Origin of the sequence: Pseudomonas sp. WS 5051 (genome assembly GCF_012985715.1) — a bacterium.
Classification (GTDB): Bacteria; Pseudomonadota; Gammaproteobacteria; order Pseudomonadales; family Pseudomonadaceae; genus Aquipseudomonas; species Aquipseudomonas bubulae.
Map to the genome: position 1 here is coordinate 55,313 of NZ_JAAQWV010000016.1, position 19,353 is coordinate 74,665.

The 19,353-nt window shown below is 56.0% G+C and carries 15 protein-coding genes; 6 read left to right on the forward strand and 9 right to left on the reverse strand.

Annotation, left to right across the window (positions count from 1 at the left end):
• The first annotated feature begins 30 nt into the window (after positions 1 to 30).
• Genes HBN79_RS20120 through HBN79_RS20130 form a run of 3 tightly spaced genes read left to right on the forward strand, consistent with a single transcriptional unit; the run spans position 31 to position 5,415 of the window.
• Complete coding sequence (locus tag HBN79_RS20120; protein WP_169917096.1) at positions 31 to 1,437, forward strand: site-specific integrase; 1,407 nt, start codon at positions 31 to 33, stop codon at positions 1,435 to 1,437.
• Positions 1,434 to 4,772, forward strand: a complete 3,339-nt coding sequence (locus HBN79_RS20125) for a hypothetical protein (protein ID WP_169917097.1) — start codon at positions 1,434 to 1,436, stop codon at positions 4,770 to 4,772. The genes HBN79_RS20120 and HBN79_RS20125 overlap by 4 nt, the downstream gene beginning before the upstream one ends.
• On the forward strand, positions 4,753 to 5,415 hold the full coding sequence (locus tag HBN79_RS20130; RefSeq protein WP_169917098.1) for a hypothetical protein: 663 nt from the start codon (positions 4,753 to 4,755) through the stop codon (positions 5,413 to 5,415). Before HBN79_RS20125 ends, HBN79_RS20130 begins: the two co-directional genes overlap by 20 nt.
• Before the next feature lie 586 nt (positions 5,416 to 6,001).
• Here the strand turns inward: HBN79_RS20130 and HBN79_RS20135 are convergent.
• The 7 genes from HBN79_RS20135 to HBN79_RS20165 all read right to left on the reverse strand — a co-directional run bounded on the left by HBN79_RS20135 (position 6,002) and on the right by HBN79_RS20165 (position 14,287).
• Complete coding sequence (locus tag HBN79_RS20135) at positions 6,002 to 7,189, reverse strand: fumarylacetoacetate hydrolase family protein (protein ID WP_153400363.1); 1,188 nt, start codon at positions 7,187 to 7,189, stop codon at positions 6,002 to 6,004.
• Between the two features lie 132 nt (positions 7,190 to 7,321).
• Positions 7,322 to 9,106 carry an IlvD/Edd family dehydratase gene (locus HBN79_RS20140; RefSeq protein WP_095003372.1) on the reverse strand — a complete coding sequence of 595 codons (1,785 nt, stop codon included), beginning with the start codon at positions 9,104 to 9,106 and terminating at the stop codon, positions 7,322 to 7,324.
• 21 nt (positions 9,107 to 9,127) lie between these two features.
• Entirely contained in the window at positions 9,128 to 10,012 is an 885-nt protein-coding gene (locus HBN79_RS20145) for an NAD(P)-dependent oxidoreductase (protein ID WP_169917099.1), read from the reverse strand.
• Entirely contained in the window at positions 10,009 to 11,376 is a 1,368-nt protein-coding gene (locus HBN79_RS20150) for an MFS transporter (RefSeq protein WP_130872050.1), read from the reverse strand. The genes HBN79_RS20145 and HBN79_RS20150 overlap by 4 nt, the downstream gene beginning before the upstream one ends.
• A 171-nt stretch (positions 11,377 to 11,547) precedes the next feature.
• A complete protein-coding gene (gene denD, locus HBN79_RS20155; RefSeq protein WP_169917100.1) occupies positions 11,548 to 12,522 on the reverse strand; it encodes a D-erythronate dehydrogenase in 975 nt (324 codons plus the stop codon).
• 37 nt (positions 12,523 to 12,559) lie between these two features.
• Positions 12,560 to 13,408 (reverse strand): ureidoglycolate lyase, encoded by an 849-nt coding sequence (locus HBN79_RS20160; RefSeq protein WP_153400583.1) that lies wholly within the window; start codon positions 13,406 to 13,408, stop codon positions 12,560 to 12,562.
• A gap of 138 nt (positions 13,409 to 13,546) precedes the next feature.
• The gene (locus HBN79_RS20165; protein WP_138738492.1) at positions 13,547 to 14,287 is read right to left on the reverse strand and encodes an SDR family oxidoreductase; all 741 of its coding nucleotides are present in this window, start codon (positions 14,285 to 14,287) and stop codon (positions 13,547 to 13,549) included.
• Positions 14,288 to 14,393: 106 nt separating this feature from the next.
• Here HBN79_RS20165 and HBN79_RS20170 point away from each other — a divergent pair, with 106 nt between their 5' ends.
• The 3 genes from HBN79_RS20170 to HBN79_RS20180 all read left to right on the forward strand — a co-directional run bounded on the left by HBN79_RS20170 (position 14,394) and on the right by HBN79_RS20180 (position 17,662).
• Positions 14,394 to 15,350 carry a LysR family transcriptional regulator gene (locus HBN79_RS20170; RefSeq protein ID WP_169917101.1) on the forward strand — a complete coding sequence of 319 codons (957 nt, stop codon included), beginning with the start codon at positions 14,394 to 14,396 and terminating at the stop codon, positions 15,348 to 15,350.
• A 116-nt stretch (positions 15,351 to 15,466) separates the two neighbouring features.
• A complete protein-coding gene (locus tag HBN79_RS20175) occupies positions 15,467 to 16,735 on the forward strand; it encodes an MFS transporter (RefSeq protein ID WP_169917102.1) in 1,269 nt (422 codons plus the stop codon).
• 468 nt (positions 16,736 to 17,203) lie between these two features.
• The gene (locus HBN79_RS20180; RefSeq protein WP_169917103.1) at positions 17,204 to 17,662 is read left to right on the forward strand and encodes a transposase; all 459 of its coding nucleotides are present in this window, start codon (positions 17,204 to 17,206) and stop codon (positions 17,660 to 17,662) included.
• 26 nt (positions 17,663 to 17,688) lie between these two features.
• Here HBN79_RS20180 and HBN79_RS20185 read toward each other — a convergent pair whose 3' ends face one another.
• Positions 17,689 to 17,940: a hypothetical protein gene (locus tag HBN79_RS20185; protein ID WP_095001843.1), complete on the reverse strand. Its 252-nt coding sequence runs from the start codon at positions 17,938 to 17,940 to the stop codon at positions 17,689 to 17,691.
• Between the two features lie 84 nt (positions 17,941 to 18,024).
• Entirely contained in the window at positions 18,025 to 19,335 is a 1,311-nt protein-coding gene (locus HBN79_RS20190; protein WP_095001842.1) for an MFS transporter, read from the reverse strand.
• Positions 19,336 to 19,353 lie beyond the last annotated feature (18 nt).

A 19,353-nucleotide genomic window follows, 5' to 3' on the forward strand; every position in this document is an offset into this window, starting at 1 on the left:
GTACTGTCTTTCATGATGGGAGTTATATCTATGTATAAGTTCAATCTGGTTAGATCCATTTATAAAGGGCGTAGCTGTCCCAGGCTGATTTGCATAGATGGGACGGGGCGGGGGTTTGAATTTATCCCGTTTCGGATATTTCTCACGGAAATGATTGATGCCAGTATGGCACCTAATTCCGTAACCAAATATCTCTACTGTTTAGTTGGTTTTTTACGTTATCTGTTTGCAGGGTTTGAACTTGCGGGCGCTGTGTCAGCATCTGTTGCTAACCAATTGTGCAATGGCTATTACTCGTACTTGGTTCATGGGGGCAAGTCGGCTGATGAGTTGGTTAAAGATATAAGCATTGAGTGCCCTCGTCGTGGAGTGTCTGCAAGAACGGCCAGAAACTATCATGTGGTTGTGACGCAGTTTCTGTGTCTCAATAATCTATTTCTTGTGGATCTGCGTAATAGCTCTGCGCCGAAATTTGAAAGGGATTTTTCTATCGATATGCTTACGGCATTACAGGAGTTTTCAAGTCGTATATTATTGATTGGCAGGATAAGTCTGTGGGGTACTGGTCGAAAGAATGTCGGTAGATCGCATCGGGTATATCGTGATATTCCGAGGCATAATCAACAAGTTCAGATAATTGACCAGTCAAAGTTCTTTCCGTTGGAGCTTATTTTAAGTTTGGTTGAGCGCGCCACCTGTTACAGGGACGCAGCAATTTGGTGCCTTTTGGCTGCTGCAGGCTTACGGATATCCGAAGTGTTGCAGCTGCTTTGGGAGGATATAGATTTCTCTGAAGCTAAAGTATATACAGTAAACCCTAAAGAGCGCGAGGATATAAAGCTTTCTTATATTGGGTTGGGTGAGTTAGAAATTAATCGGTTGAGCTGGAAAGGACGACGTACGAAGTTCACATTTTTGATTGAGCCCTATGCGACAATGTTTTTTGAAGCACTTTCGCTTTATATGAAGTATGAGTACGACGCTAAGGCGAGACACAATTTTATATTTCAAGGTACTGATGCTAAGCCTCTTCGTTTCTGTGATTATAAGTACAATGTGATAAGGCCTTTTCAGGCTGCAGCTACAGTAGTGTTGGGGGAAGGTTTTATTAAGTCTTATAGAATGAAGCTTCACAGTCTGAGACATAGTTATTGCGTTTTCCTTAAGAACTTTATATTGCACACAGAAGGTATGGGGCTTTCGGATAGTGAGATAATTCTTCTAACTGGGCATGTTTCAGTTGAAAGTGTTCAGATATACGCAATCATAGATAAGGTCAAGATCGAAGAAAAGCTCGCGCTGGCGTTCAATTTGAGGGATAACCGGCACAGAAAGAGCTTCAATGAACTCATGCTTATCTATCATATGGATAGAGCTAAGACATTCAAGAAAGCGGTTGAGGAGGAGTTGAAGGATCAAGAGGTGAAGATTGTATGATAAATACATCTCTTGAACTGATATTTCTTAAAGAAAAGCGCGATCTTGATCTGGCTCTTCATGATTCAGTTGTTATCTTGATACGGCTTTCGGAGATTAGGAAAACTCAAGCTGATATATGGGGGTTCTGGAAGATTTTTGAAATGTGTGGCTACGCAAATTATGATGCAAGAGATCTGCTGACACATATGAATGATTTCTGCTTAGAGGCTTACCGGCGCTCTGGGCGTAACAAACAGCTGGAGTTTGAAAATTTTCTAGGAGTTGGCAGCTTTGGAGAAAAATTTCTTCGTAACACTTTTCGGACAGGTTGCCGCATATTACTAATGTTGATGTACAAAGCTGAGTGCGTGTTATTACCGTACAAATTTTCAAGACCTAAGGGTACATGGATGGATGATCCAGAGAATGGAGTGAGTTGCTATACCCCTCTCATGCGGTCTGTTCAGCTTGAAAACATCTATAACTCTCCGCAATCGAAAGCTCGTGATGATCAGAATTATGCAGAAAGGAAAGCTAAGCGTCTAGCGGACATGTCTACCAAGGTCTTGTTTGCATCCAATTGGTTTTTGCCTGCAGATATTACTTTGGACGATTGCGTATCATGGCAGCACGCGCGCAAAACTAAGCTTTCCTCCAGTGGACGTTTCGAAATATCTCCGATCCCATTTGCTCAATTATTTGCCCATATCAATACGGCTTTTCCTGGGCAGCTTTCGCAAGATATATCGGAAGCTTCAGTGATTTTCCAAGCTGGCAGGGGCGCGCGAAGGCAGCGAATAGCTGACGGGGATTTTGTAGAAAAAATATTTAACGATGTCCTGACTGCTGATGGTGTATTGCAGAGGCTTAAAGCGCACCGAAGTAAATGCCATATGACTTTTTTTGGGCCTACGGAAATTAAGTTCTTGCAGATTGGACAGTTGCTGCGGAGAAATAATATTCATTGCACTAACCATATTAATTTATGGCTAGAACTCGAAGCTGATTTTCTAGACCAGCATGGGTATGAAGCTGTAGACGCTTGGGGCTCGATGTTTGGCAGGCTGAATTTCTACATTTTTATGTATTTGTCAACTTGGTTTCGAGATAATCCATATACCGAGTTGGTGTATCCTGCTACCCCGAATAACTTTGAAGGTCGCATATTCTACAAGGCACGGGCTGAAGCTGGATCAGAAAGACCACTGACCTTTTTAGAGTTTTCAAATTTTTTAGGATTTTCGGTTGCGAAGCCTGTAACTAGCAAGCTTAGAGCTTTCTTTGAGTGGATAATTATTGGTGCCAGTAATAGATTTGGCTGCGATAGAGTTGTGCAGCCTGTGTTTTTTCAAGAGAAAGCGAAGAAAAAAAAGCGTTCGGTGAAAAATATACATGAGGACGAACTGCTCACTCTGAATTCGGAATTTCTTTTGTCACTGATGAGTTTGGCGCAACACATTGATCAAGATATAAATTTGTATGTGCGTTCGATCGAAGCAGCAAGGTACAACAAGGACTGTTTAAATCTTTCTAAGTTGGGCTATGTTCCCTTTGTGTACGTAGATAAATGTGCCATACCAATAATTGAAATAGACTCTCGCTGTTTGTTGTTTGTTATTCACAACGGAAAAAACTACTTCAATCCTGCATCATTTATATTTCCATTTGTTCTTGCGCAAGGTGGGATGAGGGGGCAGAATTTACAATGGCTTGATTGTAAAACATATGACCATTTTGCGCGGCGGAATGTCGACGAAGTCTATGGGGTGGATGTTTTATATGTTAATACTGATAAAATTTACGAGCAGCCGTTCACTGTTATTTGCCGGAATATAGTCATCACCTCGTTAGATGCCCAGAATGCCTGGCGTAAACAGATGGTCAAGAATGGTGTGTCAGCTTTTGATCGACCAGTATTTTACGAAGGTAGGGCCTTAAGCAAGTGGGGAGAAATTGATTGTCTTTTTGCTCATGATCCTGATTCAGGTAATCCAATATCAGATGGACAGTATGAACGTATCCATCGCTTTCAAGCACTGAGTTTTCAAAAGTGGGTGCACGGATTTTACGGTGAGCGGCCTCAATTAATCGCTTTAATTCCGATACCGCCGGCAGTTCATCCAAAGAACTTCTATGATTGGGATGAGTGGATGGCAATGCCCCGCCCTCGTGAGGTAGGCGTTGCGCTAGAGCGCATCTCTTCCGATGATGCTCCATTCTCGCCAGTCTCTTTTAGGATCAAAGTAACGGCGCATGGTGCACGCGCCTCTCATTTGACAGACCTTCTTAAATATGAAAGTGCTGAGCTAGTCGCAAAATCTACTGGTCAGACAGCTGGGGCTGTTTCCTATTACAACCGGGGGGAGCACTCTTTGATTCAGAGAATGGCTGGTGCATTCAATCACAAGGATCAGCCTAAAACGGCAATTATTAAAAATTTGAAGCTGTCTGGAAATGATTTTGTTCAGGAATTGGTTGCGTCGATAAAGTCAAACACACTACCTGATTTTATCATTAAGTATGGCCTTACCAAATTATATATTAAAGAGAGAGGCAAGAAGGGGGGAGCTGGTTCAGAAGTTATTGCCTCAGATATTCCCGCTACGGTTATGACATGCTCAACACATTTGTGTCCGTATGGATTCGATTGTCCAGAGAAAATGGTTGCATTGCTTGGCGGTTACGCAAGATGCTCAATTTGTCCGGAAGCAATTTTTGCCACGCACTTTATTTATGCGGTTTCCGCTAAAAGACATCAGTTGGCGGAAGAGCTGGCAGAATTGCAACTTAAAATTAGACACGCTCGGACTGTAGATAAAATTAATACGTCAGACGCTGAGTTTCTCCAATCCAAACTCAACAGGGCGGCGGAGGATCTAATGGGCTGGTATATAATTGAACGGTCGCTGGACGTAATGTTGGTACAGGGTGCGGAGAAGGATGTCGCTCCCAGTTACTTGTCTGTGAGGCCAAATGATAATTACTCTCATGCCTGCGACAAATCAACTGTCGTTTCTTCAGATTCCGTAAGTAAGTTTTTGTTGCGGGTCGAGCAAGTCTACGATTTTCCGCAATTCTTATCTCCCGGTTTCACTGACAAGATGAATCGGTGTGTACGCTTGATTCTGGCCGAAAAAGGAGATCTTTATGAAGCGATTATGCTTCCAAGTGACCCGCAGCCTCAAATTCATTTAATGGCTACCATTCGACAGCTGATGGAAGTGGGCGCGGTTGATATGAAACGATTGATTGAACTCGTCAATATGACTTCTGATGAATGGGGTAAGTACCTGGTGAGTGGTAGAGCTTCAATGCCAGAAGTGAAGGTGCTAGATGAATTACTCAAAAAATAATACTTTCGAGAGTTTTCAGCAGGCTAGCGTAGAGCAAACGATGCGTTTGTTGATCGCCGCGTTAGAAGAATGTGTAGAGGTAAGCGCGTCTCCGGAGTGCGTCACTCATTTGGCTAAACAGTGTGCGAAGACCATGACTCATCACAGGCGACTTGCCTTCGCCCAGTTAGTTTCGGGAGCTAATCTATCCGAAGTTAAGCCCATTAAAGCTGTGTCGTATTCAAACCTGCTTAAAACTGAAAGGTATCGATTGCTGCTAGATGAATGGATGATAAAGCACACAAACTTAATTGAAGCGGCGCAGCAGCAGGCTTTGGTAAGAGAGCGTAAGCTCAAGATTAAGTTGTTAGATGTCACCAATTTCAATAGATATTTAGAGAATGAGCTCAGAATGCTTAAAGCCGACGCCGAGGTTGACCAGGCAGGAGTGGGAGACGCCGCCGCAACGCTTGTTGACGAATTGGAATCGGCCTATCGCACCATTAATAGCTTGATCAATGAATTCGAATCTTTTATCGCGGTGGAAGAAGGGGGGCTCATAGTAAACAACTCTATAGGATCAAAGCTTGTAGATAGTGCAGATTTTTATGGTTATCTATGTTGGAAGCAGGGAGTCATCGCTGGTCGGCGCTTGAAGCGCTAGCGGTGATCTGGCCCTAGGTGTAGCTTCCTTTGCTGGCGGAACGTGACAGTGACTTTTTTCCTCAATACTCAAAAATCAGATGGCGAGAACGCACCGAACTGTCGCTCATAACCTCGCTGCTCATAGGAGTGGATGCAGGAGATACCCGCCACTCCTGTCTCATGTCCTCGTTGACCTTCTTATACCTGCAATTTGGCTTGAGCGATTTCGATGTGGTCATTTACACCCCAAATGCTGAATCAGGTTCGACCTCACCGGATAGCTAAACTCGCGTGGCCATGGCCAAGGGCCATCTTGTTCAGGATGACAAGGCCTTGATTTTCCTTATTTACCTTTCATAAGTTGTCTTTAATCAGCCTCAACGGCTCGGCTTGCGCTGCCGGTACAGGAGTCTGGGCACTTATTACAAATATGCACCTTGCGTCAGCTTATCCCATTGATTATTATCGATAAGTATTAATTCAGTTTTCTGATTCTAGGTTGGTTCACCCAGATAAGAGTTCGAACCCCGCCTGGGACACCAGATACGCAAAGGCCCCGCACTGTTGAACAGGCGGGGCCTTTTTTGTGGCTTTCAATCAGCCAGTCAGGCCTGGCCGAGCAGCCCGCGGCCCGCCAGGTTCTTCATCAGTGCACTGACCCCGAACGCCCATTGTGGCGCCTGGTCGCTGCCGGTCACGCGGTTGTGCAACGCTCCCAGTGTCGGTGACGAGATGCTTACAACATCATCGGCCTTATGGGTAAACCCCTGGCCCGGCTGGTCGCGGTCTTCGGTAGGAGCGAACAGGGTACCCAGGAACAGGACAAAACCGTCCGGGTACTGGTGGTTGGCGTTGAGCGTCTGTTCGGCCAGGTCCGCCGGATCGCGGCTGATCTGGTTCATTGAGCTTTTACCGTTCAGCACGTAGCCATCGACACCTTCAACACGCAAGGTCACTTCACAATGGCGCACGTCGTCGAGGTTGAAGTGTTCGTCAAACAGGCGAATAAAGGGCCCCAGTGCACAGGAGGCGTTGTTGTCCTTGGCCTTGCTCAGCAGTAACGCGCTGCGACCTTCGAAGTCGCGCAGGTTGACGTCGTTGCCCAGGGTCGCGCCGTGGATTCGGCCCTGGCTGTCTACCGCCAGCACCACTTCCGGCTCCGGGTTGTTCCAGCTTGAACCGGGGTGGATGCCAATGGCGCTGCCGCTGCCCACCGCAGCGAGGATCGGTGCCTTGGTGAAAATTTCGGCGTCGGGGCCGATGCCCACTTCCAGGTACTGCGACCACATGTTCTGTTCGATCAGCACTTGTTTGAGGCGCATGGCTTCTGGCGAGCCGGGGCGCAGGTCGCGCAGGTTATTACCAATCACTTCGTGCACCAGGGCACGAACCTCTTCGGCACGGTGGGCATCGCCTCCGGCTTTTTCCTCGATCACCCGTTCGATCATGCTGGCAGCAAAGGTGACACCCGCCGCCTTGATCACTTGCAGGTCTGCCGGGGCCAGCAGGTAGGGTTTGGCCATGTCGTGCTGCTCGCCGCTGTTGGCCAGCAAGGCCTGGATCGTGCCCAATACGGTGCCGCGGATTTCACGCACGGCTTGCAGCGGGTTGTCGCTATCGAGCAGCAGGCTCAGGGTGGGGAAGTGGGCCGTGCAGTCGATTACTTCACCGTCACGAATCACCACCACGGCCGGGCCGCCACGTTCGCCGGGCAACCACACGCGACCGACCAGGGTGGCGCGCTGCCAGTCATCGGGCAGGGTGTTTTCTATGGTCAATTGCAGCGTTTGCATATACGTGATCCTTGAAAAGAGTGCTTGGTGGGAGCGAGCTTGGTCGCGATCAAGTCACCACGGGTTGGCTGACCATCTGCAGTGTCTGCTTCGCGAGCAAGCCCGCTCCCACAGGTAATGTGTTTGTCGTGTCTAGTGGGAGTGACGGGGCGGGCCGTTTTCCGGGATCACGCGCCAGTACAGGGTGGCCGGTTCGAGGCAGCCGCCGGTGGAGAGCTGGCCGACCAGTTGGCGGTACAGCTCCTGCCACGGAGTTTGTGACGGGGCCAGCGGTGGCAGCGGTTCCTGGCGGCGTTCGTTGAGCACGCTTTCGTCCACCAGCAGGTTGACGCTGCGCGCGTTGAGGTCGACGCGCAGGCGATCGCCGGTGCGCAGTAACGACAGACCGCCACCCACCGCAGATTCCGGGGACATGTTGAGAATTGACGGGCTGGCCGAAGTGCCGCTTTGGCGGCCATCACCCATGCAGGGCAGGGAGTCGATCCCGGCCTTGATCAGGTTGGAAGGTGGCGCCATGTTCACGACCTCGCCGCTGCCGGGGAAGCCCACGGTGCCGCAGCCTCGAATCACCAGAATGCAGCGCTCGTCGATGTCCAGCGAAGGGTCGTTGATCCGCGCCGTGTAGTCTTCCGGGCCCTCGAACACAATGGCCCGCGCTTCGAAGCTGTTGGGTTGCAACGGGTCGCTGAGGTAGGTCTTGCGAAAGGCTTCGCCCACCACTGACATTTTCATGATGGCACTGTCGAAGAAGTTGCCGCTGAGTACGATAAAACCGGCTCGGTGCATCAGCGGGTCTTCGTAGGAGCGGATCACGTCACGGTCGCCGGTGACGCAGTCGGCAACCACGTCACCCATGCTGCGGCCACTGACCGTGAGGCAGTCGCGGTGCAGGCGGCCGACCTTGTCCAGTTCATGCATCACCGCCGGTACACCGCCTGCGCGGTGGAAGCTTTCACCCAGGTACTCGCCGGCGGGCATGCAGTTGACCAGCAAGGGCACGTCTTCGCCGACGCGCTGCCAGTCTTCCAGTGACAGCTCGATACCGCTGTGGCGGGCGATGGCAATCAGATGTGGCGGGCAGTTGGTGGATGCGCCCAGCGCCGAGGCCACGGCAATGGCGTTTTCGAAGGCTGCGTGGGTCATGATCTGGGAGGGGCGTACGTCTTCGCGCACCAGGTCGACGATGCGCATGCCGGTGGCATAGGCCATTTGCCCGCGCTCGCGGTACGGTGCCGGGATGCTCGCGCAGCCGGGCAGGGACATACCCAGTGCCTCGGCCAGGGCGTTCATCGACAGCGCAGTGCCCATGGTGTTGCAGTGACCCACGGACGGCGATGATGCGGTGGTCAGGGTCATGAAGCCTTCGTAATCGATTTCGCCGGCGCTGAGCAGATTGCGCGCATGCCACAGTACGGTGCCCGAACCAATGCGCTGGCCTTTGTGCCAGCCGTCGAGCATCGGCCCGCCGGACAGCACGATGGAAGGCAGGTCGGTGGTGGCCGCTGCCATCAGGCAGGCCGGGGTGGTTTTGTCGCAACCGGTGGTCAGCACTACGCCGTCCAGCGGGTAACCATGCAGCACCTCGACCAGGCCCAGGTAGGCGAGGTTGCGGTCGAGGGCCGCGGTGGGGCGGCGCGACTGCTCGGCAATCGGGTGTACCGGAAACTCCATCGGGATGCCACCTGCATCGCGAATGCCGTCCTTGACCCGCTTGGCCAGTTCGATGTGATGGCGGTTGCAGGGCGTCAGGTCACTGCCGGTCTGGGCGATGCCGATAATAGGCCGCCCCGATTGCAGTTCAGCGCGGGTCAGGCCCTGGTTCATGTAGCGTTCCACATACAGTGCGGTCAGGTCGGCGTGGCTTGGGTCGTCGAACCACAGCTGGCTGCGCAGGCGGCGTGGGGTTGAATCGGTCATGGCAGGCTCCGGCTGATTATTTTATTCAGGCAATGGGTTGTTGCGGCGCAACTGGCGGATCAGTCCGGCGTGGTCGAGTTCGCCGTCACCGGCCTCGACCATGGCGGCAAACAGGCTGTCCACCAGGCGGCCGACCGGCAGGTCCAGGCCCAGCTTCTGCGCCTGGGCGAGGGCGGTGCGGGTGTCCTTGAGCTGCCATTTGGCCGGGCCACCGGGAGTGAAATCGTTGTTCAGCATGCGTTGGCCGTGCTGGCGCCAGATCGGCGAGTCGACAAAACCGCCCATCAGCGCCTCGTGGACTTTCGCCGGGTCGGCGCCACCGCGCTCGGCCAGCAGCAGGCCTTCGGCGACGGTGGCGATGGTGCTGGCGACGATCAACTGGTTGACCAGCTTGGACAACTCGCCGGTGCCCGCCGGGCCGACGTGCACCGGGCGGCCCATGGCGGCCAGTACTTCGCGGCCCTGCTCAAAGGCGGCCGTTTCGCCGCCAACCATGATTGCCAGGCTGGCTTCTCGCGCCCCGCGCTCGCCCCCCGACACCGGGGCGTCGAGGTAGCGCAGGCGGCGTTCGGCACACAACCGCGCCTGTTCAACGGCGGTGTCGACCGGGATCGAACTCATCACGATCACCAGTGCCCCCGGTGCCAGTGCCAGGGCGGCACCGTTTTCACCAAACAGCACCTCGTCACAGGTTGGGCCATCGCTGAGCATGCAGATCAGCACCTGAGCACCGTCTGCCGCGCCTGCCGGGGTCGGCGCAACCGCCGCCCCCAGTGTTGCCAGCGCCTGCAACTTGCCCGGGGAGCGGTTCCAGGCCCGCACCGGGAAGCCGGCGTGCAGCAGGTTGCGGGCCATGGGCAGGCCCATGATCCCGGTACCGATAAAGGCTACGCTTGGCAGGTTCATGCTTTTCCTCCAGTGGCAGGGGCCAGTGCGGCGCCAATTTGCGATTCTTTATTGCGCGGCATCAGCACCATGCCCAGGCCACCCAGGCCAACCAGTGCGGCGATCACCAGAAACCCCGGGGTGTAGCTGCCGGTCACGGTGAACAGGTAGCCGGTCAGGTAAGGGCCGATAAAACCGCTGAGGTTACCGATGGAGTTGATCAGGCCAATACCCACGGCTGCGCCGACACCGGTCAACACTTGCCCGGGGACTGCCCAGAACACGTTGATCGCGCTGTACACGCCCATCGCCAGCAAGATAAAACCGATAACGATGATCCACGGCTGGTTGAGCCACAGCGCCACGGCAATCGACACTGCCGCGAGCATGGCGGCCCCGCCGGCATGCCAGTGACGTTCTTGCAGGCGGTCAGAGCGCCGGCTCCACCAGATCATCGCCACAGCAGCAACGGCATAGGGAATGGCGGTGATCAGGCCGTTCTGCATCAGGCCGATTTCCAGGCCGAAGGTACCGCGGAACGATGCCAGAACCGTTGGCATGAAGAAGTTCATCGCGTTGGAGCCCGAGGTGATGCCGAAATACACCAGTGCCAGCAGCCATACCTGGCGGTTGCACAGGGCCTTGCGGATCATCTGGCCCTTGGACGGTTGTACTCCCACCACCAGCGGTTTGTTGCGCTCTTCCTGGGCCAGGGTGTTGATCAGCCAGGTGCGCTGTTTGTCGGTCAGCCAGTGGGCATCGGCCGGGTGGTCGGTGAGGTAGAAGTAGCACACCACACCGAGGATCACCGCCGGTACGGCTTCGACGATGTACATCAGGCGCCAGCCGACAAAGCCCCAGGCATCGCCCATCTCCATCAGGCCCACCGACAGCGGTGCGCCGATGATTTGCGCGATGGGTACGCCCAGATAAAACGAGGCGATCATGCGTGCGCGATAGCGGCTCGGGAACCACAGCGACAGCAGATAGATCACGCCAGGGAAGAACCCGGCTTCGGCAATACCCAGCAGCACGCGCAGGGAAATGAAGTGGATGGGTGTCTGCAGGAAGCCCATGGCGCCGGCGATGATGCCCCAGGTCACCATGATCCGCGCGATCCATACACGGGCGCCGTAGCGGTGCAGCAAAATGTTGCTCGGCACTTCGAACATGAAATAGCCGAGGAAGAAAATACCTGCGCCCAGGCCATAAATGGTCTGGCTGATGCCGATATCTTCGTTCATGCGCAGTGCGGCGAAACCGACGTTGTTGCGGTCCAGAAAGGCGACCACAAACAGCAGTACAAGAAAAGGAATCATGCGCCTGGTCACGCGCTTGATTGTCTGTTGTTCGATGTCCGAGACATCGGTGAGTGGAGTAGTCATGTGGCACGACCTCAGTTTTTATTGTTGTGAGTAGCGTGAGCGTTGCAGCATTTGGGTGAGACAGGGCTTTTTGTGGGAGCGGGCTTGCTCGCGATGGGATCGCTGCGGGGCTTCAGTTGCACCGCGTCGCCTTGATCGCGAGCAAGCCCGCTCCCACAAGGGGGTGGTGGGTTATTTCTCGGCCGTATCCTCGATATGTGCGCGCACGATGGCATCGAAGTCCGCGTCGGCGGTAAAGCCCAGGGCACGGGCGCGGGGGGCTTCTACCTTGCTCGGCCAGCTTTCGACGATACGCTGGATAGTCGCGTCGGGCTCCCAGCGAATCAGTTTGGCCACGTCATCACCGGCCACCCGTTGCAGCGCCGCGACCATGTCGGCCACGGTGGTGGTCACGCCCGGCAGCGGGATAATGCGCTGGTTGCCCAGGGTTTCTGGTGACAGGGTCATGCCCAGCAGCATCGACTCAATAATGCGCCGCGGCGAGGTGAGGTAAACCTGGGTATCCGGGCGTACCGGGCATACGGCAGGCAGGCCCACCAGTGGCTCGCGGATGATCGAACTGAAGAAGGTCGAGGCCGCCTTGTTCGGCTTGCCGGGGCGTACAGCCACGGTTGGCAGGCGCAGCACCCGGCCGTCGACAAAGCCTTTGCGCGCATAGTCGGCGACCAGCAATTCGCCTACGGCTTTTTGCATGCCGTAGGACGATTGCGGGGTAAGCACGGTGTTGTCATCGACTACTGGCGGCAGGGCGCCGCCGAATACTGCAAAACCGCTGGCGTAGACGAAGCGCGGCGCGTTGCCTTGCTTGCGCAGGGTTTCGAGCAGCAGCATCAGGCCGTGCAGGTTGACCTGCATGCCCAGGTCGAAATCCGCTTCGGCCGCCGAGCTGACCACGGCTGCCAGATGCCATACCAGATCCACGCCATCGGTGACGCGGGCGATGACATCGGGGTCGGCTATATCGCCGGTCACCAGTTCGATACGCGGGTCGCTCGGCACATCTTCGCCGGCAAAGGCGTCGAACAACACGATGCGCTCAATGGTGCGAGGCGCCTGGCCTTCAAAGGTCAGGCTGTTCATGTCGAGCAGGCGCTGGGCCAGTTGTTTGCCGATAAAGCCGGTGCCGCCAGTAATCAGAATGCGCATGTGTAAAACCCTTTCTTATAGTTGTGTGAGCGTGAAGTCAGTCGGCCTGTACGGTGAGCTGGCGCTGTTCGCCAAGGCCGCTGATGCCCAGGTGCATGACCTGGCCTGCGCGCAGGTACACCGGGGTTGGTTTGATCCCCAGGCCCACACCCGGCGGTGTGCCGGTGGAAATCACGTCGCCCGGTTGCAGCGACATGCAGCGGCTCAGGTAAGCAATCAGGGCCGGGATCTGAAAGACCATGGTGCGGGTGTTGCCGTTCTGGTAGCGCTGTCCGTCGACTTCAAGCCAAAGGTCGAGCTGGTGCGGGTCGCTGATCTCATCGCGGGTCACCAGCCATGGTCCGAGGGGGCCAAAGGTGTCAAAGCCCTTGCCCTTGTCCCAGGTGCCGCCACGTTCGATCTGCCATTCGCGCTCCGACACATCGTTGATCACGCAGTATCCGGCCACGTGCTCCAGGGCGTTATGTTCATCGATATTGCGTCCACCCTTGCCGATCACCACGCCCAGCTCGACTTCCCAGTCGGTTTTGGTCGAGTCGCGGGGGATTTCCACGTTGTCGTTGGGACCGCAGATGGCGCTGGTCCATTTGCTGAATACCACCGGTTCCGACGGCACCGCCAGGCCCGACTCGGCAGCGTGGTCGGCGTAGTTCAGGCCGATGCAGATAAACTTGCCGACCTGGCCGACGCAGGCGCCGATACGTGGCGTACCGCTGACGAGGGGCAAACTGGCGGGGTCGATTTTGCTCAGTGTTTCCAGGCTTGCGGCTGACAGCGCAGCGCCTGCAACGTCGGCGATATGCGCCGACAAATCGCGGATATTGCCTTGGGCATCGAGCAGGCCGGGTTTTTCCTGACCTTTATCGCCGTAGCGCAGCAGTTTCATAAAAGCTCCTTTGGTGCATGGAAATAAATCTAGTGTGGGAGCGAGCCTGCTCGCGAATGCATCAATGCGGTGCCACTTAAACACCGAGGTGCCTGCATCGCGAGCAGGCTCGCTCCCACAGGGTTTCCCACAAAATGCTTAATTACTCATCCCGCCATCGATCACCTGGACGGTGCCGGTGGTATAGCTGCTGGCATCGCTGGCCAGGTACAGCGCCAGTTGTGCGATTTCTTCAGCGCTGCCGATGCGGCCCATGGGCTGGCGGTCAACAAAGGCCTGATAGACCTCAGCTTCGGAGCGCCCTTGCTCAAGGGCCTGTTCGGCGATGCGCTGGCGTAGCGAAGGGGAGTCCACCGTGCCGGGGCAAATGGCGTTGCAGCGAATGCCCTGGCGCACGTAGTCGGCGGCGACCGATTTGCTCAGGCCGATCACCGCAGCCTTGCTGGCGGTGTAGGCAAAGCGGTTGGGCACGCCTTTGACGCTGGAGGCCACCGAAGCCATGTTGATGATCGAGCCGCCGCCGTTTTCCAGCATGCCGGGGAGGAAGCCGCGGATCATGCGGTACATGGCGGTGACATTGAGGTCGAAAGAAAATTGCCAGGCCTGCTCGTCGCACTCCAGCAGGGCACCGCTGTGCACATAGCCGGCGCAGTTGAACAGCACGTCGATAGCGCCCAGTTGCTGGCAGATGGCATCGATGGCGCAAGCTTGGGTCACGTCCAGGGGCAGGACTTGAATACCGGGGATATCTTGCAGGGCTTCGACATGCAGGTCGGTGGCGATGACCTGCGCGCCCGCATCGCGAAAGGCCAGTACCGAAGCGCGGCCTATGCCTTGCGCCGCAGCAGTTATCAGCACACGTTTGTTGGCTAGGTTCATGACGAAAGTCCGTTGTTATTATTTGGCCCAACAGCTGCACACTAATATTGCTTTGCGATAATCGCCAATGAGATATTCTCAGGTCTTAATAACCGGGGGTTATCGGATGGCGGATGTCGGATTTAACCAGTTGTGCAACTGGCTGCGGTTTCGCCATTTGGTGCTGATCGACACCCTGGCGCGCACGCAAAACATGCATGCGACTGCGCAGGAAATGAGCATCAGCCAGCCAGCTGTGAGCAAGATGTTGCGCGAAATCGAGCACCAGCTTGGCTTCGAAGTATTTGCCCGTTTGCCGCGCAGCATGACCCTTACCGATCTGGGCAGCCATGTGGCCCGTTTTGCCCAGATCGCGTTGAACGACACCGGTCAGTTTGTCAGCCAGATCAACCATCTGCGCAAGGGTGGGCATGGCCTGATCAAGGTCGGCACCATTTATGCGGCCACAGCCCTGGCCGTGCCTGCTGCCATTGTGCGGGTCAAGCAGGACTGGCCGTTGCTCACCGTGCAAGTGCTTGAGGGCACCAGTGCCAATATGCTGACCTTGCTCGAACACAAGGAACTGGACCTGGTGGTGGCCCGTTTTACCCTCGATCGTCATCGTGAGTTGTTTGAATTCCAGGCGCTGGCGCCGGAGCCATTGTGCCTGGTTACGGGCAGCCAGCACCCGCTGGCCGGGGCCAGTGAAGTGCCACTGGCGGATTTGGGCAGTTGGCCGTGGGTGATTTACCCGACGGGCACGCCGATGCGCGCGCGGGTGGAAAAAGCCTTCGTCGAAGCAGGCATGCAGACCCCGGAAAACACCGTCGAAACCGTGTCCTTGCAGACCACCATGCAACTGCTGCAAACCACGCCGTCGGTGGCGATGCTGGCCGAGTCGATGGTCGAACCGGAAATCCAGGCCGGGCGCCTGACCCGCCTGGCCTTGCCGTTTCCGCTGGTGCTGGCTGACTACGGGGTGATTACCCGGCGCAACGATGTCCCGCAGTGGTCGGCAAAAGCCTTTATCGACGCCTTGTTAAGTGGTCCCGATGCCCTGCGCGGTGCTCGCCAGACACCTTGATAACGCGCGGTTATTAACTGATGGAATGATGTAATTGGGCACAGGCCAAACCGCCCTCTAAAGTGAGCGTCGCCCCACCTGTCGGGTAGGGGCGCAACCGCTCATGAGAGGCGCGTATGAGAACAATAAAAAGCTACAAGACGCTGACGATCTTCTTCCTGTTCCTGATTGGCGTGGTCAACTACCTTGACCGCAGCGCCTTATCCATCGCCAACACCACCATCCAGAAAGACCTGGCCATCAGCCCGATGCAAATGGGGGTGATGCTCTCGGCGTTCTCCATTGCCTACGCCTTTTCACAACTGCCTCTTGGTGCCTTGATCGACAAGTTGGGCAGCAAGCTGGCACTGGGTGGATCGCTGGTGGTGTGGTCGGTTGCGCAGGCGGCCTTCGGCCTGTTCAGCAGCTATGGCCATCTGGTCGGCTTGCGGGTGTTGCTGGGGATAGGTGAGGCGCCGGTGTTTCCTTCGGCGGCCAAGGCATTGTCGGAGTGGTTCGATACCCAGGAGCGCGGCACGGCGACCGGCTGGGTGTGGTCTTCGACCTGTATCGGCCCGTGCCTGGCCCCGCCGTTGTTGACTGTTTTCATGGTGCATCTGGGCTGGCGCGGGATGTTTATCCTTACCGGCGTCATGGGACTGGTATTGGCACTGTGCTGGTTCAAGTTCTACAAGAGGAAGGCGCAATACATGGCCGAGACAGGTCGTGCGGAACCGGTGCCGGTGCAACAGGTCAAGGCGGCGAAAGTGCGCTGGACCTCGTTGTTCAGGGATCGCAACACCTGGGGGGCGTTCCTCGGGTTTATAGGTGTGATTTACATGATCTGGCTCAATCTCACCTGGTTGCCCGGTTATTTTGAGCGTGAGCACGGTCTGGATCTGTATCGCACGGCCTGGGTGGTATCGCTGGCTTATTTGTTTGGCGCGTTGGGCACCATTGTGGCCGGTAAATGCTGTGATCGACTGGTGGCGCGAGGCATGCGGGTATTGGCCAGCCGCAAGCTGATGGTGATTCTGGGGCTGCTGGGCGGGGCGCTGTTTACCCTGATTGTGGCCTTTACCACCAACGTGGTGGCGTGCGTGATCCTGCTGTGCCTGACCATGTTCTTTATCAACATCTCCAGTGCCACGGCGTGGATGATCGTCAACACCATTGTGCCGTCGGAGCGTGTGGCTTCGTTTGGCTCGATCCAGAACTTTGGCGGTTACCTGGCAGGTTCCATAGCGCCGATCCTGACTGGATTCAGCGTGCAGCAGAGCGGTTCGTTTTCCTCGGCATTTGTGATCAGTGCGGTGGTGGCGGCGTGTTCGGCCTTTGCCTACTTTGCGTTGCTCAAGGAGCCGCAGGCACCGGAAGCGCCCTTGGCCACCCTTGCTCCCGCCTGACTGAGCCCTTATGGGGGCGGGCTTGCTCGCGATGGCATCCCCGGGGTGCGCCAGCCAGACCGCGTTGTGTGCATCGCAGGCAAGCCAGCTCCCACAGGTTTTGCGGTGCTCACAAAATCCGGGGTCAGCCGCGTACCTCTGTGGGAGCGGGCTTGCTCGCGATGGCATCCCCGGGGTGCGCCAGCCAAACCGCGTTGTGTGCATCGCAGGCAAGCCAGCTCCCACAGGTTTTGCGGTGCTCACAAAATCCGGGGTCAGCCGCGTACCTCTGTGGGAGCGGGCTTGCTCGCGATGGCATCCCCGGAGTGCTCCAGCCAGACCGCGTTGTTTGCATCGCAGGCAATCCAACTCCCACAGGTTTGCGGTGATCACAAAAAAGTCCCACGACATATCCCGTCAAACGATGCCCGTTGTGGCTGGCCCGCTACTGACTAGCCTTTGAAATTCATCAACTCATAGAGTCAGGCCATGCCTTCTTTTTCTGCCTCCCACCGCCTGCGCCGTGGTCGTTACAGCGAGCAAAATCGCATTTATCTTCTGACCGCCAATACGCTTGAACGCCAACCGATTTTCCTGAACTGGCGTGTAGGCCGACGGGTGGTCGAACAGTTCAAGCGGGCACAAGAGCAGGGGCTGGCCACTTCGCTGGCATGGGTGGTGATGCCGGATCACTTTCATTGGCTGATCAGCCTTGATAAAGGCTCGCTGGATGAGTTGATGTGTCGCACAAAATCGTTGAGCACCCGCGCAATCAACCAGTCCACTGGGCAAACAGGCTGCCGTTGGCAGCAGGGCTACCACGACCATGCCTTGCGGCGTGATGAAGATATCAAGCAGATGGCCCGTTATGTGATTGCCAACCCGCTGCGCGCCGGGCTGGTCCAGCGGGTGGGGGACTACCCCTTGTGGTACGCAATCTGGGTTTGATCCCACAGGGGGATAGGTGTTTACCGTTACAACCACGACTCGGTAATGCGCCGGTCCAGTTCTTCCCAGTCAGCCATGCCCAGCACCCGGGTGGTGTTGAGGCCGCGCAGGTAGCCGCGCAGCTGTTGGGCACTGGCCTGGATGTCGGCAGTCGGAGTGTTTGCGCTGTGCAGCGTCTCTTCGTAGAGGCTCAGGTATTCGTTTACGCGGTCGCGGTACTCGGGCAGTACCGCTTCACGGATCAGGTCGAAGGTGCGCAGTTTTTGATTGGTATTCACGGGTCACCCTTTGTGAGTTTACGGGCTGTTGTTTGTTACCCAATGTAGCTCACATGTGACCCGTGTTAATACCCGCAGTGCCCCTCAGTGTGGTGTGGCTGCCGGGGCCGGGAGTTTGCCCGGATTGCCGCTCGCCCTCGCTGAGCGAATCAGCATCAATGCGCCCAGCAGCGCCGTGCCGGCCAGAAAGTACATGCCCGCGTGCGGGTTGTTGAAGTAGCCCTCGGCCCAGGTTTTGACCGTGGGTGCAAGAAAACCGCCCAGGTTGCCCAGGGCACCGATCACGGCAATCCCGCTGGCCGCCGCTGCACCACCCAGAAAGCGGGTAGGCAGTGTCCAGAACAACGGTTGCACGGTGATAAAACCGGCGGCAGCCACGCAGAACGCCATAATCACCAGCACCAGGTTGCCACTCAAGGTCGAGCCGATCATGCCCACTGCGGCCATTGCCAGCATCAATGCGGCATAGCGGGTTTGTTGGCCCTTGCGGTCAGCATGGCGTGTCACCAGGTACAGCATGCATACGGTGGCAATCCACGGAATGGAGGTCAGGGCGCCGACCTTAAGGCCAATGCCGGTACCCAGCAACTCGGCGATCCGCGTTGGCAGGTAGAACAGCACGCCATACACGCTGACCTGAATGGTGAAGTAGATCAGGGTGAAGTACAGCACCACCGGGTTGAACATTGCTGCACGCCACGACGACGGGCCTTTGTTGGCTTTTTGCAGTTGCTCTTTTTCCAGCTCGTGTTCGATCGCGGCCTTTTCTTCGGTGTTCAGCCACTTGGCATCCCGGGGTTTGTCGGTCAGGTAGAAGAACGCGAATACGCCGATGATCGAGGCCGCCAGGCCTTCGGTGACAAACATCCATTGCCAGCCGGTAAGGCCGAACTGCGCGCTTTCCAGCAACCAGCCCGATACCGGGCCGCCCACCATCAACGACACCGGCACGCCAAAATAGTAAATGCCATAGGCCGAGCCACGCTGGTTCTGCGGGAACCAGTAGGTCAGGTACAACACCACCCCCGGCGATAGCCCGGCTTCGGCTACGCCCAGCAGAAACCGCAGGATATAGAAGCTGGTTTCGTCGTGGGCAAACATCATCGCCGCTGAGACCAGGCCCCAGGTCACCATGATCCGGCTCAGCCAGATGCGTGCGCCGATCTTGTGCAGCATCAGGTTGCTCGGTACTTCGAACACGGCATAGCCGATAAAGAAAATCCCCGCACCCAGGGCAAATGCCGCGTTGCTCAGGCCGGTGTCCGCCTGCAGGGCGTGTTTGGCAAAGCCGATATTGGAACGATCGATGATCGCCATGGCGAACATCAGGGCGACAAAGGGCAGGATGCGCCAGCGGATCTTGCTCAGCGCCTGTTGCAGTGCGGGGTTGGTCATGGGGTGCTCCGTTATTGT